15 protein-coding genes are annotated in these 23,535 nt (G+C 71.9%); 5 read left to right on the top strand and 10 right to left on the bottom strand.

All coding sequences use genetic code 11. From position 1 onward, the window contains the following. Positions 1-11: 11 nt before the first annotated feature. Positions 12-1,544, bottom strand: a complete 1,533-nt coding sequence (locus tag ACQP26_RS24740; protein ID WP_433494130.1) for a CoA-acylating methylmalonate-semialdehyde dehydrogenase — start codon at positions 1,542-1,544, stop codon at positions 12-14. Positions 1,545-1,651: 107 nt separating this feature from the next. Here ACQP26_RS24740 and ACQP26_RS24735 point away from each other — a divergent pair, with 107 nt between their 5' ends. Further along, positions 1,652-3,295, top strand: coding sequence for a PucR family transcriptional regulator (locus ACQP26_RS24735; RefSeq protein ID WP_433494129.1), 1,644 nt, complete (start codon positions 1,652-1,654; stop codon positions 3,293-3,295). 3 nt (positions 3,296-3,298) lie between these two features. On the opposite strand, the gene ACQP26_RS24730 is transcribed toward ACQP26_RS24735, so the two are convergent. Next, on the bottom strand, positions 3,299-3,679 hold the full coding sequence (locus ACQP26_RS24730; RefSeq protein WP_269704406.1) for a hypothetical protein: 381 nt from the start codon (positions 3,677-3,679) through the stop codon (positions 3,299-3,301). A gap of 317 nt (positions 3,680-3,996) precedes the next feature. Here ACQP26_RS24730 and ACQP26_RS24725 point away from each other — a divergent pair, with 317 nt between their 5' ends. The 3 genes from ACQP26_RS24725 (at position 3,997) to ACQP26_RS24715 (ending at position 8,033) form a co-directional block, all read left to right on the top strand. After that, positions 3,997-5,685 (top strand): acyl-CoA mutase large subunit family protein, encoded by a 1,689-nt coding sequence (locus ACQP26_RS24725; RefSeq protein WP_269704407.1) that lies wholly within the window; start codon positions 3,997-3,999, stop codon positions 5,683-5,685. A 148-nt stretch (positions 5,686-5,833) separates the two neighbouring features. Next, complete coding sequence (locus ACQP26_RS24720) at positions 5,834-6,751, top strand: tetratricopeptide repeat protein (protein ID WP_269704408.1); 918 nt, start codon at positions 5,834-5,836, stop codon at positions 6,749-6,751. 58 nt (positions 6,752-6,809) lie between these two features. Next, a complete protein-coding gene (locus tag ACQP26_RS24715; RefSeq protein ID WP_433494128.1) occupies positions 6,810-8,033 on the top strand; it encodes an arginase family protein in 1,224 nt (407 codons plus the stop codon). Between the two features lie 13 nt (positions 8,034-8,046). On the opposite strand, the gene ACQP26_RS24710 is transcribed toward ACQP26_RS24715, so the two are convergent. From ACQP26_RS24710 to ACQP26_RS24685, 6 genes are all read right to left on the bottom strand, one after another. Next, entirely contained in the window at positions 8,047-8,817 is a 771-nt protein-coding gene (locus ACQP26_RS24710; RefSeq protein WP_433494127.1) for a 2OG-Fe(II) oxygenase, read from the bottom strand. A 2-nt stretch (positions 8,818-8,819) separates the two neighbouring features. After that, a complete protein-coding gene (locus tag ACQP26_RS24705) occupies positions 8,820-9,605 on the bottom strand; it encodes a PhzF family phenazine biosynthesis protein (RefSeq protein WP_433494126.1) in 786 nt (261 codons plus the stop codon). Continuing rightward, on the bottom strand, positions 9,602-9,811 hold the full coding sequence (locus tag ACQP26_RS24700) for a hypothetical protein (RefSeq protein ID WP_433494125.1): 210 nt from the start codon (positions 9,809-9,811) through the stop codon (positions 9,602-9,604). The genes ACQP26_RS24705 and ACQP26_RS24700 overlap by 4 nt, the downstream gene beginning before the upstream one ends. A gap of 139 nt (positions 9,812-9,950) precedes the next feature. Then, positions 9,951-12,938 carry an alpha/beta fold hydrolase gene (locus tag ACQP26_RS24695; protein WP_433494124.1) on the bottom strand — a complete coding sequence of 996 codons (2,988 nt, stop codon included), beginning with the start codon at positions 12,936-12,938 and terminating at the stop codon, positions 9,951-9,953. After that, the gene (locus ACQP26_RS24690; RefSeq protein WP_433494123.1) at positions 12,935-13,402 is read right to left on the bottom strand and encodes a hypothetical protein; all 468 of its coding nucleotides are present in this window, start codon (positions 13,400-13,402) and stop codon (positions 12,935-12,937) included. The genes ACQP26_RS24695 and ACQP26_RS24690 overlap by 4 nt, the downstream gene beginning before the upstream one ends. Positions 13,403-13,670: 268 nt before the next feature. Next, positions 13,671-15,632: a penicillin-binding transpeptidase domain-containing protein gene (locus ACQP26_RS24685; RefSeq protein WP_433494122.1), complete on the bottom strand. Its 1,962-nt coding sequence runs from the start codon at positions 15,630-15,632 to the stop codon at positions 13,671-13,673. 288 nt (positions 15,633-15,920) lie between these two features. Between ACQP26_RS24685 and ACQP26_RS24680 the strand changes: the two genes are divergently transcribed. Further along, positions 15,921-20,984, top strand: a complete 5,064-nt coding sequence (locus ACQP26_RS24680; RefSeq protein ID WP_269704412.1) for an NAD-glutamate dehydrogenase — start codon at positions 15,921-15,923, stop codon at positions 20,982-20,984. A 64-nt stretch (positions 20,985-21,048) separates the two neighbouring features. Here the strand turns inward: ACQP26_RS24680 and ACQP26_RS24675 are convergent, their stop codons facing one another. Then, positions 21,049-21,801 carry a class F sortase gene (locus tag ACQP26_RS24675; protein WP_433496194.1) on the bottom strand — a complete coding sequence of 251 codons (753 nt, stop codon included), beginning with the start codon at positions 21,799-21,801 and terminating at the stop codon, positions 21,049-21,051. Between the two features lie 79 nt (positions 21,802-21,880). Next, on the bottom strand, positions 21,881-23,119 hold the full coding sequence (locus ACQP26_RS24670) for a hypothetical protein (RefSeq protein WP_433494121.1): 1,239 nt from the start codon (positions 23,117-23,119) through the stop codon (positions 21,881-21,883). Between the last annotated feature and the right edge of the window lie 416 nt (positions 23,120-23,535).

Raw genomic sequence — 23,535 nt, 5'->3', positions numbered from 1 at the left:
CTCTCCGCTGCTCAGACGTTCTCGGGGAAGCCGAGGTTGATGCCGCCGTGGCTGGGGTCGAGCCACCGGGAGGTGACGACCTTGCCGCGGGTGAAGAAGTGCACGCCCTCGGCGCCGTGGGCGTGCGAGTCGCCGAAGAGGCTGTCCTTCCAGCCACCGAAGGAGTAGTAGGCCATTGGCACCGGGATCGGCACGTTGACGCCGACCATGCCGACCTCGACCTCGTTCTGGTAGCGGCGGGCCGCACCGCCGTCGTTGGTGAAGATGGCCGTGCCGTTGCCGTACCGGTTGGCGTTCACCAGCGCGAGCGCCTCGTCGTAGCTGCCGACGCGCACCACGGAGAGCACCGGCCCGAAGATCTCGTCGGTGTAGACGCTCATCTCCGGCGACACCCGGTCCAGCAGGCTCGGGCCGAGCCAGAACCCGGACTCGTCGCCGTCGACCCGCACGTCGCGGCCGTCCACCACCAGCTCCGCGCCGGCCTCGACACCCGCGTCGAGGTACGACGCGACGCGGTCGCGGTGCTCCTGGGTGACCAGCGGGCCCATGTCGCAGGAGCGCCGGCCGTCACCGACCTTCAGCGTGGCGATCCGCTCGCGGATCCGGGCCACCAGGTCGTCGGCGACGGGCTCGACGACGACCAGGGCCGAGATCGCCATGCACCGCTCGCCGGCCGAGCCGAACCCGGCGTTCACCGCCGCGTCGGCCGCCAGGTCGAGGTCGGCGTCCGGCAGCACCACCATGTGGTTCTTCGCGCCGCCGAGGGCCTGGACGCGCTTGCCGTTGCGGGTGCCGGTCTCGTACACGTACCGGGCGATCGGCGTGGAACCGACGAACGACACCGCCTTGACCTCGGGGTGCTCCAGCAGCCGGTCCACGGCGACCTTGTCGCCGTGCACGACGTTGAACACGCCGGCGGGCAGGCCGGCCTGCTCCCACAGCCGGGCCACGAGCAGCGACGCGGACGGGTCCTTCTCGCTGGGCTTGAGCACGACGGCGTTGCCCGCCGCGATGGCGATGGGCACGAACCACATCGGGACCATCACCGGGAAGTTGAAGGGGGAGATCACGGCGCAGACGCCGACCGGCTGCCGGATGGAGTAGACGTCCACGTTCGTGGAGACGCCCTCCGAGTAGCCGCCCTTGAGCAGGTGCGGGATGCCGCACGCGAACTCGACGACCTCCAGGCCCCGGGTGACCTCGCCGAGGGCGTCGGAGACGACCTTGCCGTGCTCGGCCGTGATCAGCTCGGCCAGCTCCTGCTTGTGCTGGTTGACCAGCTCCCGGAACGCGAACAGCACCTGCGTGCGCTTGGTCAGCGACGAGTTCCGCCAGGAGGCGAACGCGGCGGCGGCGGAGGCGACGGCCTGGTCCACCTCGTCGACCGAGGCCAGCGGCACCTCGGTCCGGACCGCGCCCAGCGCCGGATCGTAGACTGGGGCCGTACGCTCGGTGACGCCGGCGAACGGCTTGCCGTCGATCCAGTGGGTCACCCGCTCCAGCGGGACGGGAGCGGGCGCGGTGCCGGGTGCTGTCTGGGTCATGCCCGGGATCATCTGCGCTTCCCCAGGTCGGGGCAATGGGCACTGTGTCGTTCCCGTCCGCGGGAAGCGCACATACTGTGCGCCGGAGGAGAGGGGGAGACGCTCCGATGCCCATGACGGTCCGCGACGTGCTCGAACTGCCGGCGTTGCAGCAGGCCGGGCCGCGCGTCCTGGCGGGCCGGGACCGGCTGGACGCGCCGGTGCGCTGGGTGCACGTCGCCGAGATCCCCGAGATCGCCGACCTGCTCCGGGGCGGCGAGCTGGTGCTGACCACCGGTATCGGGCTGCCCCCTGACGACGACGGCCTGCGCCGGTGGATCGACGGCTTGGCGGCGGTCGGGGTGGCGGGTGTGGTGGTCGAGCTGGGCCGCCGGTTCGGCGGCACGCTGCCGGCCGGGCTGGTCGAGCACGCCCGCAGCCGGAACATGCCCCTCATCGCGCTGCGGCGCGAGATGCGTTTCGTCGCCGTCACCGAGGTCGTCCACTCCGTGATCGTCGAGGAGCAGACGGCCGACCTGCTCGCGAAGGACGAGATCCACCGCATCTTCACCGAGCTGTCGGTGGAGGGCGCCGAGCCCCGGCAGGTGCTCCGCGAGGTCACCCGCCTGTCCCGGCGTCCCGCCGTACTGGAGAACCTCGCCCATCACGTGCTGGCGTACGAGACCGGCCCGCTCACCGCCGAGGAACTGCTCGACCGCTGGGAGACCCGCTCCCGCGCGGTCGAGGTCCCGTCCGGCACCGGCTACGAGCCGCGCTCGGGCTGGCTGGTGACGAGCGTCGAGGCGCGCGGCAACCGGTGGGGGCGGCTCGTGCTGCTGTGCGAGCAGGAGCCGCCGGCCCGGACCCGGGTGCTGCTGGAGCGCGCCGCGTCCACCATCGCGCTGAACCAGCTCGTGGCCCGGGACTCGTCGTCTGTCGAACGGCAGGCGCGCAGCAGCCTGCTGCTGAGCATCGTCAACCACTCGGCGCCCACCCGGGACGTGGCGCTGCGGGCGCGCGGGCTCGGTGTCGTCCTGGAGCAGCGACTGCTGCTCGGCGTCGTGGTCCGGCGGCGGCGTCCGGCCCCGGCCGGCGGCGCCGGCCCGAACGCGCCCCGGCGGGAACTGCTGGACGCGGTGGAGACGGCGGTACGCGAGTGCGGGCTAGCCGCGCTGGTCGGTGACGTGGACGAGGCGGCCGGTGGCACCGGCGTCACGCTCCTCGTCGCGCTCGACGAGACCGGCTCCGACGAAGCGGCGCTGCACGGCCTGTCCACCGCGCTCACCCGGGCGGGGTGCCGAGCCGGCTCGGACGTCGTCGTCGCCGCCGGATCGGTGGTCCGGACGCTCGACCTGGCCCGGCGTTCGCTTGTCGAAGCGGCGCAGGTGGCCGACGCCACGGTGCACACCGCCGAGCCCCGCCCGTTCTACCGGCTCGGCGACGTCCGCCTGCGGGGCCTGCTGTACCTGCTCCGCGACGACGTGCGCCTGCAGACGTTCGTCGAGCGCGAGCTGGGCCCGCTGCTCTCCTACGACCAGCGGCACGGCACGAACCACGTCGCGCTGCTGGAGACGTACCTCGTGGAGGGCCGCAACAAGCGGCGCGCGGCGGACGCGATGTCGCTGTCGCGATCCGCGCTCTACCAGCGGCTGGAGTTGATCGAGCGGGTGCTCGGCGTCGACCTGGACTCGAGCGAGCGGCGCCTGTCGCTGCACGTGGCGCTCACCGCCCGGGACGTCATGCGCGCCGGCGGCCCGGAGCCCACCGGCTGATCGTCACCTGTGGGTGCCGCGGCCCGACCGGAGGCGCCGCGCGCCGTCGCGGGTCGGCGCGCTGTGCACGCTGACGCTGACCACCGGTACGGCGTTCGCGACGCTCTTGCGGACCGTCTCCATCGGCGCCGTGCCGGGGGTGCACTCGACGATCATCACCGCGGACCGGTCGGGGCACTGCACGTACTGGACGTGTGAGACGGCGACCCGGCGGGAGTGCAGCACGGAGAGCACCTTGAGCAGGCCGGTCGTGGAGTGGCCCACGCCGAGGTGGATCACCATCGTGGTCGGCGTGCCGTGGTCGGCGGCGGGCTCGGCGTGCGGGCGGCCGGGGGCGGGCCGGGGATGGTCGACGGTGGCGGGGGTGGATGCGGACACGCTCACGGGGGCCTCTCAAGGACGAGCCGACAGGATCTCGTGGCCGGCGACGCACGCGGAGGCGTACGCCGCCTAGGTAATCAGCCGGGTCGCGATTCGATTGCCCACGGCCGGAGTCTGGCACGGGAACCGGGCCTCCGGGAGGTCGCGCCGGGCAGTCGTCCGCCACGTGAGACAGGGCCCTGACCTGCGGATCGACGGTGATGGGTCGTCCCGGTGGGACCGGCCGCCGGTTACCGGCCGGTACGCAAGCCCTTAAGGATCGTTCAGGCTCCCGCTCTACACTCGGACTCGGGACGACGACTTGAGAAGGAGCTCCGCGCATGGACGCTGACGAGATCGCCGCCGGTCGGGCCCGCTGGCAGGCCCGCTACGACGCCGCCCGCAAGCGCGACGCGGACTTCACCACGCTGTCCGGAATGCCGGTCGAGCCGGTGTACGGCCCGCCGGAGGACACCGCGTACCCCGGGTTCGAGCGGATCGGCTGGCCGGGCGAGTTCCCGTACACCAGGGGTCTGTATCCGACCGGCTACCGCGGACGGACCTGGACCATCAGGCAGTTCGCCGGTTTCGGCAACGCCCGGCAGACCAACGAGCGCTACAAGATGATCCTCGGCGCGGGCGGCGGCGGTCTCTCCGTCGCCTTCGACATGCCGACGCTGATGGGCCGCGACTCGGACGACCCGCAGTCCCTCGGCGAGGTCGGCCACTGTGGTGTCGCCGTGGACTCGGCCGCCGACATGGAGGTGCTGTTCGACGGCATCGACCTGGCCGGCGTGACCACCTCGATGACCATCTCCGGCCCGGCCGTGCCGGTCTTCTGCATGTACCTGGTCGCCGCCGAGCGGCAGGGCGCCGACCTGTCCACGCTGGACGGTACGCTCCAGACGGACATCTTCAAGGAGTACATCGCGCAGAAGGAGTGGCTGTTCGACCCCGAGCCGCACCTGCGCCTCATCGGCGACCTGATGGAGTACTGCGCCCGGGAGATCCCCCGGTACAAGCCGCTGTCGGTCTCCGGCTACCACATCCGTGAGGCCGGCTCGACCGCCGCGCAGGAGCTGGCGTACACGCTGGCCGACGGGTTCGGGTACGTCGAGCTGGGCCTGTCGCGCGGGCTGGACGTGAACACGTTCGCCCCCGGCCTGAGCTTCTTCTTCGACTCGCATGTGGACTTCTTCGAGGAGATCGCCAAGTTCCGTGCCGCCCGCCGGATCTGGGCCCGCTGGCTGCGCGACGTGTACGGCGCGACCAGCGAGAAGGCGCAGTGGCTGCGGTTCCACACGCAGACCGCCGGGGTGTCGCTGACCGCGCAGCAGCCGGTGAACAACGTGGTCCGTACCGCCGTGGAGGCCCTGGCCGCCGTGCTCGGCGGCACCAACTCGCTGCACACAAACGCCCTCGACGAGACGCTCGCCCTGCCCACCGACGAGTCGGCCGAGATCGCCCTGCGGACCCAGCAGGTGCTGATGGAGGAGACCGGCGTGACGAACGTGGCCGACCCGCTCGGCGGGTCCTGGTACGTCGAGGCGCTCACCGACCGGATCGAGGCCGAGGCGGAGGAGATTTTCGCCCGGATCAAGCAGCTCGGCGGGGAGGGCCCGCACACCATCGGCCCGATGACCTCAGGCATCCTGCGCGGCATCGAGGACGGCTGGTTCACCGGGCACATCGCCGAGTCGGCGTTCGTCTACCAGCAGGCGCTGGAGAAGGGCGACAAGAAGATCGTCGGCGTCAACTGCCACACCGGCACCGTCGCCAAGGACCTGGAGATCCTGCGCATCTCGCACGAGGTGGAGCTGGAGCAGCGCCGGGTGCTGACCGAGCGCAAGTCGGCCCGCGACGACGCCGCCGTCACCGCCGCCGTGGCGCGGATGGTCGAGGTGGCGCGGACCGGCGAGAACATGATCCCCGCCATGCTCGACGCGGTCCGCGCCGAGGCCACCCTCGGCGAGATCTGCGACGCGCTCCGCGCCGAGTGGGGCGTCTACCGCGAGCCCGCCCGCTTCTGACCCCCGCTCTGCAAGGAAGGGCCTCTTGTTGACAGCTGCTGTTAACAAGGGGCGCTTCCTTGCGGGCGGGCTGAGCTGGGGGAGAGTGGTGACTGTCGCCGTCGCGGCTGGTCGGAGATCCGTCGCGTACGTGCGAGACTAGACAACCATGAGCGACCCACGGATCACCTCGTCGATCTTCACCCGCGGCGCGGTCGACCTCAGCGCGCTGCGCACCCCCGCACCGGCCGACACCTCCACCGCCACACCGTCTCCGGGCGGCACACCCGCCGGGCTGCCGGGCAGCCCCGCCGGGTCCGCCGCCGTGATCGACGTGACCGAGGCGAACATCCAGTCCGAGGTGCTCGAACGCTCGCTCACCACACCGGTCGTGGTCTTCTTCGGCGCCGCCGGCTACCCGGAGAGCGACCAGTTCGCCCCGGTGCTGGAGAAGCTGGCCGCCGAGGGCGGCGGAGCGTGGCTGCTGGCCCGGGTCGACGTGCAGCAGCAGCCGCGGCTCGCGCAGATGTTCCAGCTGCAGGCGCTGCCCACCACGTACGCCATCGTCGGCGGACGCCCGATCGACGCCTTCCCCGGCCCGGTGCCGGAGTCGCAGTTGCGACAGTGGCTCCAGGCGGTGCTCAAGGCCGGCGGCGTCACAGTCGCCGAGCCGGAGGACCCGCGCCTCGACGCCGCCGACGACGCGCTGATGAGCGGCGACCTCGACGCGGCCGAGGCGGCGTACCGGAAGATCCTCGCCGAGTCGCCCGGGGACGCGGCGGCGGAGGCGGGCCTGGCGCAGGTCGGGCTGGCCCGCCGGGTCGCCGGCGCGGACCCGCAGGGCGCGCTCGACGCCGCGGCCGCCGCCCCCGACGACGTCGACGCCCAGCTGCTGGCCGCCGACATCGAGGTGCTCAGCGGCCTCGCCGACCAGGCGTACAAGCGGCTCGTCGGCCTGGTCCGGCGCACCGCCGGAGACGACCGGGACCGGGTACGCCAGCACCTGCTCGGCCTGTTCACCATCGCCGGCCCGGACGACCCGGCCGTGGCCTCCGCCCGACGCGCCCTGGCCAGCGCACTGTTCTGAGTCAACCCGCGCGGGCCGGCGCACCGCCGGCCCGCCCGACCGCCGAGGACGGGAGCCCATGATGCGCCGGATCGCCGTCCTCGACGCGCCGACGAACCTCGGACTGCGCCCGCCGACCGCCAGCTCCGTCCCCGGCTGCGCCAAGGCGCCTGGTGCGCTGCGCGACCACGGCCTGCTCGCCCGGCTGCGGGCACGCGACGCCGGCTGCCTCACCCCGCCCCGGTACGACCCGGGGGACTGGCGACCCGGCGACGGCGTCTGCCACGCGCCGGAGATCTCCGCGTACTCGCTGGCGCTCGCCGACCGGATCGGCGCGATCATCGACCGGGGCGAGTTCCCGCTGGTGCTCGGCGGGGACTGCTCGGTGCTGCTCGGCTCGGCGCTGGCCATGCACCGCCTCGGCGAGGCGGTCGGCGGGCGGATCGGGCTGGTCTTCGTCGACGGCCACTCCGACTTCCGGCACCCGGGCAACGCCTCCTACGTCGGTGCGGCGGCCGGGGAGGACCTGGCCCTGGTCACCGGCCGGGGCCAGCCCGACCTGGCCGCTATCGAAGGGCGACGGCCCTACTTCCGGGACATCGACGTGGTGGTGCTCGGCATCCGCGCGCAGGACGAGTACCGCCTCGACCTCCAGGCCGCCGGCATCACCACCCGGCCGGTGCCGGCGCTGCGCGCCGAGGGCGCGGCCCGGACCGCCCAGTGGGCGCACGAGCAGCTCGTCGACTGCGCCGGCTACTGGGTGCACATCGACGTGGACGTGCTCGACCCGGCGGTCATGCCCGCCGTGGACGCGCCCGACCCGGGCGGCATCGCCTTCGCCGAGCTGGAGATCCTGCTCGCCGGGCTGGTCGACACCCCGCACTGCCTCGGCGTCGAGCTGACCGTCTTCGACCCCGACTACGACCCGGACGGGGCGTACGCGGCGGAGATCGTGAACACGGTGGTGGCCGGGCTCGCCCCGGTCGTCGCGCCCGGTGCCGTGCCGCCCCGGCTGCTGCCGGCCGGGCCGGTCGCACCGGCCCCCCGCACCGACAGCCGCCGGGCCGAGCCGGTGGCGGTGACCGTGCCGGTGCCCGCCGTCGCGACGGACCCGATCGGCCCACCCGCCGCCGTCGACGGGCTCGACGAACGCGCGTCGGCGGATGCCGAGGAGCCACCGTCGTGGCCCGGCACGGAGGATCGGCTACCGCCCGTCGGTCCCGGTCTGCTCCGCCGCGTGGCGGTGCCCGACGCGGACGTGCCGCCGGTCGAGGAGGCGTCGCCGGCCGACGGGACCGCGTAGGCGGCGGCGCGGTTCAGGCGAACAGCACGAGCGGCCGGTCGGGGTCGCGTACGCCGACGAAGCAGGCCGCCGTCGCCCGCGATCCCTCGGCCACCCGGCGTACGCCGTGCACCCGGGCCGCGTCGAACATCAGCAGGTCACCCTGGCCGGGTGCGCAGGACCAGTGCGGCTCTCCGAGCTGCTCCCGGTCCAGGCCGTAGTCGGTCCGGCGTTGCCCGTCATACGTGTCCTCGTCGGACCACAGCGACCAGAAGTCGACCTGCCCGCCGCTGTCCGGCGGCGGCACCTCCAGGTAGACGTTGGTACCGATCCGGCGGCGCAGACCGTGTGCGGCGAGCAGCGGGATCGCCCGTTGGTCGATGTGCGGGTTGGCGTGCCCGCCCGCCGGCCAGCGCCGGATGATGCCGGGCAGCATCAACCGGCCCTCGTGCCGGGCCACCGTGGCGCCAGCGGGCCACATCTCGTCCAGCCGCAACCGCAGCTCGTCAAGCGGAGAGAGCCGTCCCGCAAAGATGCCATCACGGATCAGGTTAAGCGTATCGGCCGCAGTATCCAGGTACCGCCGCTCGTCGGCCTCGGACTCAGCCGCCTCGCCGATTGAGGTTCCGATGCTCTGGAAGTCTCCGGTCAGGGTGTAGCGCGACCGCTCGCACGTCTCGACCAGCCGCGGCAGCACCGCCCGGCAGGCCGACGGCGGGTGGAAGCCGCGAACCCAGATGGCGTCGAGTGTGCCCTCCGCGAGCTGCGCCAGCGTAACGGCGTTCAGTTCCTCGGCGTGCTTCAAGATCAGACCTTGATCTCGCCGTGCCAGACTGTTACCGCCCGGCCACCGAGTTGCACCCGGTCGCCCTTCCGGCCCAGTCGTAGGGTGCCGCCGCGTGGCGAGAGTTGCTCGGCGATGAGGTCGTCCCGGCCCAGGCGCTCGGCCCACCAACTCCCGATGGTGCAGTGGGCGGAGCCGGTGACCGGATCCTCCGGGACACCGACTGCGGGATAGAAGCAACGGCTGACGATCCGGTCGCGGGACGAGTCGTTCGCGGTGAGGATGACGCCCCGGACCGGTATCGAGGCGAGCACCTCCAGATCGGGGCGGGCGGCCCGCACGTCGTCTGGCCCGGCGACCTCGACGAGCAGGTCGGACACGCCCCGGGTGACGGCGACGACCCGGATCCCCTCGCCGAGCGCAGCGCGGAGCTGCTCCGGCGCGTCGACCGGGGTGGGCGGGTCCGCCGGGAAGTCCATCTCGATCCACCCCTCCGGCGAGACCGAGCAGGACAGATCGCCGCTACGCGTGTGGAACCGGGTATGGCCCCCGAGTACGTGTGCGGTGGCGAGTGTGGCGTGTCCGCACAGGTCCACCTCGACAGTGGGAGTGAACCACCGTAGGTGCCACCAGCCGTCTTCCGCCGGAGATGCGAATGCGGTTTCCGAATGGCGCATCTCGCTCGCGACGGACTGCATCCACGAATCGCCCCGCTTGTCGGCGAGAATGACAACGCCGGCCGGATTGCCACGGAAGGGTTCGTCGGTGAACGCGTCGACGACGAAGAGCTGGCTGCCGTCCGCGCTCATGCCCGCTCGGCCGACCCGTAGGCGCTGGCGATCACCGGGGAGCGGCCGCTGAAGTAGAGCTGGGGGTCGACCTCCAGTGCCACCTCGTACGCCTTGGCCATGTCGCGGGCTATCTGGCGCAGTGCCTCGGCCCGCGAGGCCGGGGTCGGCGGGCGCCCCTGTTCGGTGCTGGGCTGTTCCAGTCCCGGCTGGTCGTCGACAGACATTCGCGCCCCCTGTGTCGAGCGTTACCTCTAGAGATTGATACGCCGCAGCCACCAGTACAACCTCCATTCGGAGGATGGCATGAGTTCGATGGGCGACATTCCCTCCTGATAACACGTAACCCGTCTAGCCGAAGATCAGTCACGTCTCGTAATCCGTCCGCCGTGAGCTCTGATCGTTCTGTTCCCGTTCCGCCTCGCCGGGCTGGCGGGGTACCACGTACGGAGCCAGTCGGGCGAGCGTCTCGCGGGTGACGATCGTGTCCGCGTGGTGTTCGCCGAGCACCCGCTCACGGTCCTCCAACAGGCGGGTGAGTACGGCGCGGGCCTCGGCCACGTCCCTCTCGATCAGCACCTGGGCGAGAGTCCACCGCAGCAGCAGCGCCTCCGGCCGCACCAGTTCGTCTGCCCGTAGCCCGGCGAGGGCAGCCCTGATCTGCTCCGCCGCCTCGTCGAAGCGGGAGAGGACGAACAGGCACCGGGCGAGGCTCTGCCGGACCAGGAGCGTCTCCGGTTCCTCGGGCGCCCAGTTGCGGAGCCTGATCGCGAGGATCTCCCGCAGCATCGCCTCGGCCTCGATGGTCCGGTCCTGGTGCATGATCGCCCGGGCCAGCGTGTGCCGGATGATCATCGTGTCCGAGTGCTCCGGGCCGCGGACCTTGTCCTCGGCGATCACGATCGCGCGCAGCTCCTGCTCCGCCTCGCTCCACCGGTTCAACGCCATGATGGACCGGGCCAGCTTGTGTCGGCTGGCGAGCGTGTCAGGGTGCTGTGGACCCAGTAACGCCTCGCGGCCAGCGACTACGTCGCGGAGCAGCGCCTCGGCCTCTGCCGGCCGTTGCTGTTCGAGTGCCGCCCGGGCAAGTTCGTGCCGCAGCGCGAGGATCTCCCGGTCGGTCGGACTCATGCCGTACAGCGCGCAGTTATCCACCACGGGCACCAGCATCTCCTCGGCGGAGAGCGCCAGGCCGGTGGCGAGGAGATAGCGCGCCGTCAGCCGGACGAGTTCCAGGACGGCCAGCACCGTCAGCCGCTCGTACCGTATGCCGCTGCCGCGGAGATGGTCCCGGGCCAGCCCGATGGTGTGCGGGGCCAGCAGATACCAGCCATCCCAGTCGGCGGTCGCGTCGGGGTTGAGGCCCCGGACTGCGGCGGTGAGCAGTTGCGCGCAGAGCGCGTGGTATTCGGAGGCCTGCCGGCGCAACTCGCGGTCATCCCGAATGATGCCGTGCACCAGCGGGTGCAGTGAGAGCACGTGCCGGAAGTCCTCGATCCGCACGTCCGGTAGCTCGTCCGGGGTCAACAGGGACAGGTCGGCCAGTCCTTCCAGGACGGTCAACTGCTGCTGGGCGGTGAACTCGGAGAACAGCGGGGATCTCTTGAGCACGTCCTGGTCGAGTAGCCGATAGTAGGGCACCGGGCCGACACTCAGGCAGGCGAGGACCCGCAGCAGATTCCCGGCCTGGGTGAGACCACGCCGGAGCAGCAGTTCCAGCGAGATGTCGAAGACCTGTGCGGTGACCCCGAGGCCGGTCAGCTCGTCGAGCTTCGGCGCGCCCGGTGGCCCGGCGAGGCGCCGCTGGAGTTCGACCCGGAAACTCTCGAAGTCGCGGAGCACCTGCGGGCCCTGGTAGATCTGCGTGGTGTGGACGGATTTCAGATAGGCGCCCACCGTACGCAGCGTCATCGGCAGCCCGCCGAGCGTCGCCGACAGCTCACGCGCCTGTTCCACCGTGCCAGCCGCGGTGCCGGCCCGGTCCAGTAGCACCAGTGCGCCCTCCTCGTCGGTCAGCGGCCGCACGGCGTGCCGCTCCGACCAGGCAGGCCAGGTGTTGCGGTCGCCGTCCCGGGTGGTGACCACGACCAGATTGGCGGGGTCCTGCGGCGGACGCAGCCAGCCCCGGCCGGAGGTGAGGTCGTCGTCGACCGGGTCGAGCAGCCGAGGGTCGTTGGCGCTGTCGATGATCAGAACCCACCGGGCCTCGGCCTTGTCGAGGAAGCGCCAGACCAGGTCGGTGGCACTCGCGCCTCCCGACCACGCCCGATCGACCAGGCCGCTCGGGGCACCGAGCCGAGTAGCCACCTCACGCATGTTGGAACTGAGACGCTGGGCGTCGACCCACCAGACCTCCCGGCCGGCGAGACGGGTGCGCCGGGCGATCTCCAGCGCGAGATAGCTCTTGCCGGAGCCGGGCAGTCCGTGCAGGACGTGCACCGAACGCGTCTCCCCGCCCGGCTCGGGGGACAGGATCGCCTGAATCATCTCGTCCCGGCCGTAGAGCGGGAAGTCCAGGAGGCTCAGCGGCGGTTCGACGGAGATCCGCCCGGCCCGCTCCGGCCGGTCGGCGGGTGCCTCGGCGGCGGAGCCGCCGGCCGGGGTCGCGGTGACGGATCTGTCCGGGGCGGTCTCGGCCATCTGCAACTCGCCCGCATCGGCGGCGGTCTGGACTTCCTTGCGCAGCGCCAGATAGCGGGAATCATCACGGGTCGCGGGGCGGATCACCGAGAAGTGGTCGCCGTCCACCACCCCGCTGGCAGTGAATGATCCTTTGGCGACGTACGGGGGAACGATGTTGTCGGACATTCCGGCGTACGTGGAGATCGGCAGCGGCCACTCGTGGGACCCGGCCTTCCGGGCCTGCAGAACGCCACGCTGGAGAGCGTCGTAGGTCTCAGTGATCTCTTTGGTGAGCGGACGCAATTCCCGTTCCTGGGGATTGCGGCAACGAGGCATCACGCGTCGCAGGGAGCCGAGAAACTGTGATCCGGAATTCGGGCAGGCGTACATCGCTACCCGGCGGACGCGCGCCAGTTCCCGCCCTCCGCCCCGGGCCAGCGTCCGCACCAGGTACCGCTGGATCACCAGCCCGCCCTGGCTGTGCGAGACCAGGACGATCCGCTCTGCCCCGGCGACCTCGTGGGTGAGGTAGGTGCCGAGCCGGTCCGCGATGTCGTCCATGCGCGGTATCCGCCGGTCCGGGCGTAGCCGGACGACCTTCGAGTCGTACTCGAAGAAGTGGGCTCGGACCGAGGGAAGCTCCGGGTCGGTGGTCAGTAGGCGGGCCATCTGCTCCCAAGCGCGTCGGGAGGAGAAGAGGCCGTGCACGAAAACCACGTCGACGCGCTTCATCGCGGCTCGTCCCGACCGGCGGGCATCGGCGGGGCGGGTGCCGGTGGCACGGTCACAGACGGTTCGGCCACGCCGGGCTCCGCGTCACGGCGGGTCGCGGCCAGCACGTCCACCACGACGCGGGTGAGTAGCGTGGCCAGCGCCAGGAGCACGCAGATCGTCACGCCGGCGCGTAGCAGGGGACCGTGCGGCAGCACCTCGGCCAGCACCAGCAGGGCCAGTGCTGTTCCGGTGACGATGGAGGCGACGATGAAAAGGGAATACGCCCGGACGCGGGGCCGGGTCCAGAAGAGGACACCATCGGGGTCCTCGCTCCGGAGCCGGCGGTTCTGCTCGCGAAGGCGATCCAGAAATCGTGACTCCCAGATCAGCGCGAGCAGGAGAACGGGAAGAACCTGGGCGGCGGTCGCGTAAAGGTCAGGGAACACCGGGGCCCTTTCTGCTGCGGTCGGGAGTCGTATCATCCAGTGACACCACATTGACCAGGATCGCACGAATGGGCAAAAGCGTTTGGCGAGCGGTCCGGATGAATAGCGGAAGATACGGCCGGCGATAACACGCAACGTGGCTTTCGCTCACGCTATTGACGGCGACTTCTCCGGAGAGTCACCGGCCATGTCCGCGCGACTCCTCAGTCCCCCCGGTGGGACTGAGGTCCGGTCCGTGCTTAGCTCGCGCCGGCTACTGTGCGTGACGAGAGCCTTCGGTTACGATGCGTGACGATCTGTGGGATCAGGCCAGCCCGCGCAGGAACCGCTCGGCGATCGGCGCCGCGACCTTCGAGCCCGCCCCGCCCTGTTCCACGAAGACGGCGAAGGCCACGTCGCCCTGCCAGCCGACGAACCAGGCGTGCGTGTGCGCCGGGTTGTTGTCGTACTCCGCGGTGCCGGTCTTGCCGTGCACCGGCTCGCCCGGGACGTCCGCGAGCACGCTGCCGCTGCCCGATGTGACCACCCCGCGCATCATCGTCTTCAGCGCCGCCACCGACTCCGGCTTGAGCGCCTCGCCGGCCGGCGCGGGCTTGGCCGGCGCCGGGTCGAGCAGCAGCTTGGGCTGCTCGAACTTGCCCCGGGCCACCGCCGCGGTGGCGCTCGCCATCGTCAGCGGGCTGACCAGCGTGGTGCCCTGCCCGATCGCGGCGGCGGCCTGCTCGGTGGCCGGGCCGTTGGCGGAGATCTTGCCGGTGAACGCGTCGGTGCCCAGATCCCACTCGGCCTCCAGGCCGAGCGACCGGCCCGCCTGCGCGAGCCCGTCCGGGCCGAGCTTCGGCGCCAGAGCCACGAACGCGGTGTTGCAGGACTTGGCGAAGTCGGTGGCGAACGGCACCGCGCCCAGCTCGAAGTTGTCCGAGTTCTTGAAGACCCGGCCCTCGACGGTCGCCGTCTTCGGGCAGTTCACAGTCGTCTGCGGGGTCACCGCACCGCGGTCGAGCAGGCCGAGCGCGCTGACCATCTTGAACGTCGAACCCGGCGGAACCTGGGCGGTGAAGGCGAGGTTCTCGCCCGCCGCGCCCGGACCGTTCGCGGCGGCCAGCACCGCGCCGTCGCTGATCCGCACGGCGACCAGGGCGGAGCGGCGGGTCTGCCCGCGCAACGCGGCGTCGGCGGCGTTCTGGGTGGCCGCGTCGATCGTCGTCTTCACCGGCTGACCGGGCTTCGGGTCGCTGCGGAACAGCTCCGTGCCGGTCGGCTCCACCTTGCCGTCCGGGGTGGTCCGTTCGGTGATCACGGTGACGCCGGGGGTGCCGCGCAGCCGTTCATCGTACCGGCCCTGGAGGCCGCCGTGGCCGACCAGGTCGCCGCGCGCGTACCGGTCGGGGTGGGCCTGGAGGTCGTCGGCGGTGGCCTGGTCGACCGAGCCGAGCAGCGCCCGGGCGAACTCGCGGGTCGGCGCCAGCATGAGCTGCTCGGAGACGAACCGGGTGCCGGCCAGGTCGTAGATGCGCGGCTTGATCTGCCGGTACGCCTCGTCGCGCAGCGTCACCACCTCGACGAGCCCGTCCGCCTTCGCCTCCTTGAGCCGCTTGGGCAGGTCGCCGAGGTCGACCGGCGGGGTGAGCGCGGGCCGGATCGCCTTGAACGCGGTGTCCAGCTTCCGGACCATGCCCGGTACGTCGTCGATCTCGCCGGGGACGAGCTGCACCCGGACCACCGGGCGGGGCGCGACGATCGGCTGACCGGCGGCGTCCAGCACACCGGCGCGCTGCGCCGGCTCCCGCCGCAGCGCGATCCGGTCCCCGCTCTCCAGCTTCTCGTGCACCACCGACGGCTCCCAGACCACCTGCCACTGGTCGTCGCCGCCGCGCTTGAGGCGTACCGGATTCTCGTAGGCCCAGGTGCCGCCGCCGGGCAGCGCCCAGCTCACCTTGACGCGCGCGGTGGCGACGTCGCCCTTGGTGGTGATCTCCCCGGTGCGGGCCAGCTCCGGCGGGTTGGCCGCGAGCGCGCCGGCGAGCGCCTGGATCTGCTTGGTCACCTCACCGGCGGGCACCCGCCCGCCGGCCGGCTCGACGAAGCCGACCGCCTGCAGGTCGCCGGAGCGCCAGCCGCCGAGGAACGCCTCCACGGCCGTCTCCGGGCCGTCGTCTCCGGAGCATCCGGTCAGCGCACCGGCTGTGACCAGGACTGCGGCCAGCGCGGCGAGGGCACGGTGACGGGTGTGGCGGCGGGGGCGGACGGGGTACGACACGGGCATGAAGCGGTCCCTCCGGTGCTCAACTGCCCTGCACGCTAGTACGACGCGGCGCTCGCCACCGCCCCGCCACGGCCTCCGGGAGCGCGAGAAGCAGCGTGTGGCAGTGTGATGAACATCGCCAGTCGGGGTACTCCGCGATCGGCCGACCACGAACCCGCAACGGGTGAAAGGACAGAGTCCCGATCCGGACGTCCGGCCGGTGGTCCGCCGCGGGAGGTACCGCGCGGTAGGGCCTAGGCTGGGCGGCAGAGTGACCCACAACGCGGTGGGTCGAGGGGAGTGGCACCGATGGACCGGCGTCCGGCGATCAAACCGGGACCCGACCTCCGGCAGGCTGACACCGGCCGGGACGACGACAGCTTCGATTCGGCGACCGACGGGGACGGTTTCAGCCGTCTCGACACAGGAGTGACCGGGATGACCGGTTCCAGCATCGACACCCTCTACGACCTGGGCCTGCCTGCGCAGGCACTGGCCGACGAGTCGGAGGACGCCGAGCTGGACGAGCCCGTTCCCAACGCGGAGCGGCTGGTCGCCCAGGCGGTCGCACTCGCCGGCGACGACCACGACGCGGCCACGCTGGTGGACCGCTTCTGGCGGTTCGCGCCGGACGAGGAGCTGATCGGCTTCACCGCCGAGGAGATGCTGGAGGCGGCCCGGGCCCACCGGGACCTGGCCCAGCAGCGGGTGCCGGGCGAGCTGAAGCTCCGCATCCACGAGCCGGACGCCGAACAGCACCACACGGTCGTCGAGATCGTCACCGACGACATGCCGTTCCTCGTCGACTCGGTGACCGCCCTGCTGAACTCCCGCCACCTCGACGTGCACCTGCTGGTGCACCCGCTGGTCGTGGTGCGGCGCGAGCCGCTCGGCCGGCTCACCGAGGTCTCCGCCGACGTGGAACCGGACGACGCCATCGCCGGTGACCTGGTCGAGAGCTGGATGCGGATCGAGATCGACCCGGTCCGTGACCCGGCCGAGCGGGAGGCGCTGCGCCGCGAGTTGCAGCGGGTGCTCACCGACGTGCGCGAGGCGGTCGAGGACTGGCCGAAGATGCGGCAGCGGGCCCTCGCGCTCGCCGACGAACTGGCCGCCGCCCGGACGTCGGACAATCGCCCGCCGGTGCCGGAGAAGGACATCACCGACTCGGTGGAGCTGCTGCGCTGGCTGGCGCACGACCACTTCACGTTCCTCGGCTACCGCGAGTACCGCCTGGTGCACACCGACGGGGCGCGCGGCGGGCAGGCCCTGGAGGCGGTGCTCGGCACCGGGCTGGGCATCCTGCGCTCCGACTCGCCGGAGGCCCGGTCGCTGAACTCGATGACGCCCGAGGCGCACGAGAAGGTGTTGGAGAAGCGCCTGCTCATCATCACCAAGGCCAACTCGCGGGCCACCGTGCACCGCTCGGCGTACCTCGACTACATCGGCTTCAAGATCTTCAACGAGGCCGGCGAGGTGGTCGGGGAACGGCGCTTCCTCGGCCTGTTCTCCACCGCGGCGTACCGGACCAGCGTGCAGGAGCTGCCGGTGGTCCGGCGCAAGGTCGCCGAGGTGCTGGACCGCTCGGGCCTGAGCCTGCGCAGCCACTCCGGCAAGGACCTGTTGCAGATCCTGGAGACCTACCCGCGCGACGAGCTGTTCCAGATCAAGACCGACGACCTCTACCACGCGGTGATCGGCGTGCTGCGGATGGCGGGCCGCCGGCAGCTGCGGGTGTTCCTGCGCCGCGACGCGTACGGGCGGTTCATCTCCTGCCTGATCTACCTGCCGCGGGACCGGTTCACCACGCAGAACCGGCTCCGCATGCAGGACATCCTGCTGCGCGAGCTGAACGGCGTCGGCGTCGACTACACCACCCGGGTGACCGAGTCGATGCTCGCGCGGGTGCACTTCATCGTGCGTACCGACCCGAACAACCCGCCCGGTGACATCGACGCCGACCTGCTCGCCGAGGAGCTGGCCGACGCGACCCGGCTCTGGGACGACGACTACCGGCTGGTGCTGGAACGCAAGCTCGGCGACGAGCAGGCCAAGCACCTGTTCGCCAGGTACGCCGACGCCTTCCCGGAGGGCTACAAGGACGGGCACACGCCGTACGAGGCGATGAAGGACCTGGCGAAGCTGGAGCTGCTGGAGGAGCCCGGCCAGCTGGAGATGCACCTGTTCCGCAAGCAGGCGCCGCCGCGTCCGTACGCCGGGCGCGCCGCCGACGCCGACGAGGCGATGGACGTGCGGTTCAAGGTCTACCGGTACGGCGAGCCGATGATGCTCTCCGCCGTGCTGCCGGTGCTGCACTCGCTCGGCGTGAAGGTGGTCGACGAGCACCCGTACGAGGTGGAGCGCGTCGACGGCCGGATCTGGCTCTACGACTTCGGTCTGGAGCTGCCCGAGCGGCACCAGGACCTGGCCGAGGTGCGTCCGCACGTGGAGAACGCCTTCGCCGCCGCCTGGCGGGGTGAGGCCGAGGTGGACGGCTTCAACGAGCTGGTGCTGCGCGCCGGGCTCACCTGGCGGCAGGTCGTCGTGCTGCGCGCGTACGCGAAGTACCTGCGGCAGGCCGGCACCGTGTTCTCCCAGGAGTACATGGAGCAGACGTTCATCGCGTACCCGCAGATCGCCGAACTGCTGGTGAAGCTGTTCGAGACCCGGTTCGCCCCGGGCGCGACCACGCTCGACGAGCGCCGGCAGCGCAGCGGTGAGCTGGTCGACGCGATCGGCGAGGCGCTGGACGAGGTGGCCAGCCTCGACCAGGACCGCATCCTGCGGGCCTACCTGACGCTGATCCAGGCCACGCTGCGCACCAGCTTCTACCAGAAGCCGGTGGGCGGGCGGCCCAAGGCGTACGTGGCGTTCAAGCTGGACCCGCAGGCCATCCCGGACCTGCCGGCGCCGCGACCCAAGTTCGAGATCTTCGTCTACTCGCCCCGGTTCGAGGGCGTGCACCTGCGCTACGGGCCGGTGGCCCGCGGCGGCCTGCGCTGGTCCGACCGGCGCGAGGACTTCCGGACCGAGGTGCTCGGCCTGGTCAAGGCGCAGATGGTGAAGAACGCGGTGATCGTGCCGGTCGGCGCCAAGGGCGGCTTCGTGCTCAAGCAGAAGCCGGGCGACCGGGACGAGGCGGTGATCTGCTACAAGGAGTTCATCTCCGCGCTGCTGGACGTCACCGACAACATCGTCAGCGGCGAGATCGTGCCGCCCGACGACGTGGTCCGGCACGACGGCGACGACCCGTACATGGTGGTGGCCGCCGACAAGGGCACGGCGACGTTCTCCGACATCGCCAACGAGATCTCCGAGGCGCACAGCTTCTGGCTCGGCGACGCGTTCGCCTCCGGCGGCTCGGCCGGCTACGACCACAAGAAGATGGGCATCACCGCCCGGGGCGCCTGGGAGTCGGTCAAGCGGCACTTCCGGGAGCTGGGCCACGACACCCAGACGCAGGACTTCACAGTGGTCGGCGTCGGCGACATGTCCGGCGACGTGTTCGGCAACGGGATGCTGCTGTCGAAGCACATCCGGCTGGTGGCCGCGTTCGACCACAGGCACATCTTCCTGGACCCGGATCCGGACTCGGCCCGGTCCTGGGAGGAACGCAAGCGGCTGTTCGACATGCCGCGCTCGTCGTGGGAGGACTACGACCGCGAGCTGATCTCCGCCGGCGGCGGCGTCTATTCGCGTACGGCGAAGTCGGTGCCGATCTCGCCGCAGGTCCGCGCGGTGCTCGGCCTCGACGACGACGTCACCCAGATCAGCCCGCAGGAGCTGATGAAGGCGATCCTCACCGCGCCGGTCGACCTGTTCTGGAACGGCGGCATCGGCACCTACGTCAAGGCGTCCAGCCAGACCAGCGCCGAGGTGGGGGACAAGTCCAACGACGCCATCCGGGTGGACGGCAAGAGCCTGCGCTGCCGGGTGGTCGGCGAGGGCGGCAACCTGGGCTTCACCCAGCAGGGCCGGATCGAGTACGCCTCGACCGGCGGCCGCATCTACACCGACTTCATCGACAACGCGGCCGGTGTGGACTGCTCCGACCACGAGGTCAACATCAAGATCCTGCTCAACACGGCGGTGGCCGACGGCGAGCTGGACCGGCCGGAGCGCGACGAGCTGCTGGCCCAGATGACCGACGAGGTCGCCGAGCTGGTGCTGCGGGACAACTACGACCAGGCGCGGGCACTGAACAACGCCCAGGCCCAGGCCGCCTCGCTGCTCCCGGTGCACCGGCGGATGATCAACGAGCTGGAGCGGTCCGGCGCGCTGAACCGGTCGCTGGAGGCGTTGCCGTCGGACGAGGAACTGGCGGTCCGCACCGAGAGCGGCCTGACCGCGCCGGAGTTCGCGGTGCTGCTCGCGTACGTCAAGATCGTGTTGGAGCGCGAGATCGTCGGCGAGGGCCTGGCGGACGAGGAGTGGACGACCGAGGTTCTGGTCAACTACTTCCCGACCCCGCTGCGGAAGCGCTTCGCCGACCGGATGGGCCGGCACCGCCTGCGCCGGGACATCGTCACCACGGTCCTGGTCAACGAGGCGATCAACCGGGGCGGCATCTCGTTCGTCTTCCGGGTGGTCGAGGAGACGGCCGCGTCCGCGGCGGACGTGCTCCGCGCGTACGTGGTGGTCCGCGAGGTGTTCGGCCTGCGCGACCTCTGGGACGCGGTCGAGGCGCTGGACAACAAGGTCTCGCCCGAGTTGCAGACGGCCGTCTACCTGGACACCCGGCGGCTCCTCGACCGCGCGGTGCGCTGGCTGGTCACCAACCGGCGCTCGCCGATCGACGTGCCGGCGGAGATCGCCCGGCTGCGTGACGGTGTGGCCCGGCTCCTGCCGGACCTGGAGCACCGGTTCTGGGGCACCGAGCGGGAGGCCATCGCGGCGCACATCGAGTCGCTGGTCGGCCGCGGGCTGCCGCGTGACCTGGCCGAGCAGGCGACCCGCCTGATGTACAGCTTCGGCCTGCTGGACATCGTCGAGACGGCGCAGGGCACCGGGCGGGACGTGAGCGAGGTGGCCTCGGTCTACTTCGTGCTCTCCGACCGGTTCCGGGTGGACGCGCTGCTGTCGAAGATCTCCCTGCTGCCCCGCGAGGACAGGTGGCAGACCCTGGCCCGGATGGCGCTGCGCTACGACCTGTACGCCGCGCTGGCCGCGCTCACCGCGGAGGTGCTCGGGTCGACGCCGGAGGACGTACCGCCGGTCGAGCGGGTGCAGGCGTGGGAGCAGGCGAACGCCACCTCGATCCACCGGGCGCACCGGGCGATGGGGGAGTTCGACGAGTCCCGCGCCGACCTGTCCGCGCTGTCGGTGCTGCTGCGCCAGATCCGTACCCTGGTCCGGACGTCGGCGGCGGCCTGACGCCGCACGCACGAGTGGCCCGGCGGTCGGTTCCCCGACCACCGGGCCACCGCCGTTCCCGGCCTCAGCCGGTCATCTCGGCGTAGACGACGATGTTGTTCAGGTAGCTGCCGGCCGTCTTGTCGAACACCCCGCCGCAGGTCACCACGCGTAGGGCGGGCGTGGCCGACGGCCCGTAGACCTGCGCGGCGGGAAAGGCGGTCTTCGGGTACGACCCCACCTCCCGCACCGCGAACGTGGCGGGCCTGCCGTCCTGCCGGGCGACCACGATCGTGTCGCCGGGCACCAGCGCGCCGAGGTTGAAGAACACCGCCGGGCCGAGCTGGGCGGAGTCGACGTGACCCACGATCACCGCGTTGCCGGCCTCGCCCGGGCTGGCGCCGGGGGAGTACCAGCCGGCCTTCATGGCCTGGTCCAGCGGGGGCACCTGGACCGTGCCGTCCGGATTCGTGCCGAGCGACATGATCGGGGCCTGCACCCCGATGCGGGGGATCGAGATGGTGACCGGCGCGGACCGGGGCAGCGGGGCCGCTCCGGTGGCACCCGTCGCGGCCGGGGCGCCCGGGGTGGCGGGCCCGGCCGGCACGCCCGGCGTCGCCTGGCCGGTGGCGCCCGCAGTCGGTTGCCCGTCGCCGCCGGGTACGGGCTGGGCGGAGGCGTCCGGTGTCACCCGCCCTCCGGCGTCCGGGTCGGTGTAGACGGTGCCCGGATCGATCTGTGGCTCCGTGGTGACCGGGCCCGCCTGCGAGATCGGCTGCGGCGGGGCGGGTGGCGGTACGGTGCGGACCGACGCGCCGACCAGCCCGGCCCCGGCCATGGCGAGCAGGACGACGACGGCCGTGCCGACGGCACGCCACGGACTTCCGTGACGGCCGCCGGCCCGGGTCGTCGTCCGGTCAGACCAGCCCACCGGCCCGCCGCCGGCGCAGCAGCACCAGGCCGCCCAGCGCCGCGGCACCGATCATGCCGGCGCCACCGGTGGCGAGGTTGCGGTCCACGCCGGTGGTCGTCATGCCGCCGTCGCCACCGTCGACCCCACCGCGGGGCAGGACCACCAACTCGCCCTCACCGCAGGAGCCCCGCAGCTCGTAGCGGCCCGGCCGGGCGTCGTGCGAGACGGTGGCCTCGCCGTAGTAGACGAAGTCCTTCCCGTGCTCCCAGCCGTCCTTGCCGTAGTCGCGCTCGGCGTCCTTGCCGTAGTCGCCCTTCTCGTCCTGCCAGGCGCCTCCGCTCGCCTGCCAGTCGTCCTTGCCGTCCTGCCACGAGCCGTGCTCGTCCTTGGCGTCCTTGCCGTAGTCGCGCTCGGCGTCCTTGCCGTGCTCGCCCTTGGCGTCCTTGCCGTGCTCGTCCTTGCCGTGCCGCTCCTTGCCGTCGGGGCCGTGCGCGTCCTTGGTCCAGTCGGGCTCGCCCCGCTTCTCCTTCTCCCAGCCCGGCTCGGCGTCCTGGCCGTACTCGTCGTGCCCCTGCCAGTCCCCGGGCTCGACGGCCGCGCCGGCACCCGCACCGCCCGGCTGCGGCTGTCCTTCCGGCTGGCCGCCCGGCTGGGGCTGGTTCGCCGGAGGCTGCGGCATCCCGTCGCCGCCCGGACCGTTCCCGCCCGGACCGTTCCCGCCCGGACCGTTGCCGCCCGGGCCGTTGCCGCCCGGGCCGTTGCCGCCCGGGCCGTTGCCGCCGGGGCCCTTGTCGTCCCAGCCCGGCTCGCCGCGGCCGTCCGGACCCTTGCCCTGCTCGTCCTTGCCGCCCGGCTTGCCGTGCTCGTCCTTGCCGTCCGGGCCCTTGCCGTGGTCGTCCTTGCCGTCCGGGCCCTTGTCGTCCCAGCCCCAGTCCTTGTCACCGCCCCAGTCGCCGCCGCGGTCGGTCCGGTCGCCGTGCTCGCCGTCCCGGGCCGGGTGCAGGTCGACCTTGCCGGTCACCTTCGACCAGACGGTGGCGTGCTTCTGCGGCTCGGAGCAGATCGCGAGCAGTTCGACGGTGTCCCCCGCCTTCACCACGTGCGGCTTGGCGATGACCTTGCCGTCGTCGTGCCCGCCCGCGTAGGCCATCCCCGGGGTGAACGCGAGAAGGCCCGCCCCGCCGAGAGCGGCGCCCGCGACCACCTTCCCGAGCATCTTCTTAGCCATGACCAGCGTCTCCATCCCTGTTCGTCCTGAGCCCGACGTCAGTCGCGCTAAGGCCGACGTTAGACCTTTTCGCGAGTTATTCGGGGAAAGATTCGCTTTTAGGAGTTTGTCGAGATCAGGCGTGTCCGCGCTGTCCCCGACCCGGCGCGCCGATCGGCCCCACTTCGGTCGCCGTCGTCGTCGCTTCGCCCGTCGTGCCCCGGCGTCGCGGAGCTGCGCGCCGTGGGTGGAACGTCACGGGTGTCATCGGGCCGTTTTGACACCCATGGCGTTCCACCGAGCCGGGCGGGTCGTAGCGGACGGGGTTGGTGGGACGGGCGGGGCGGGTGCGGGCCGGCGGTAGGGTGGGCGGCGAGCGCATCGAACCATTGCCATGGAAGCGCTCCCATGCAAGAATCGCTGCACGCGGTTCGGGGAGCCACACCGCGAGC

This window comes from Micromonospora sp. CA-248089, from assembly GCF_050948515.1.
GTDB lineage: Bacteria > Actinomycetota > Actinomycetes > Mycobacteriales > Micromonosporaceae > Micromonospora.
This window is presented reverse-complemented; position numbering and strand designations above follow the sequence as displayed.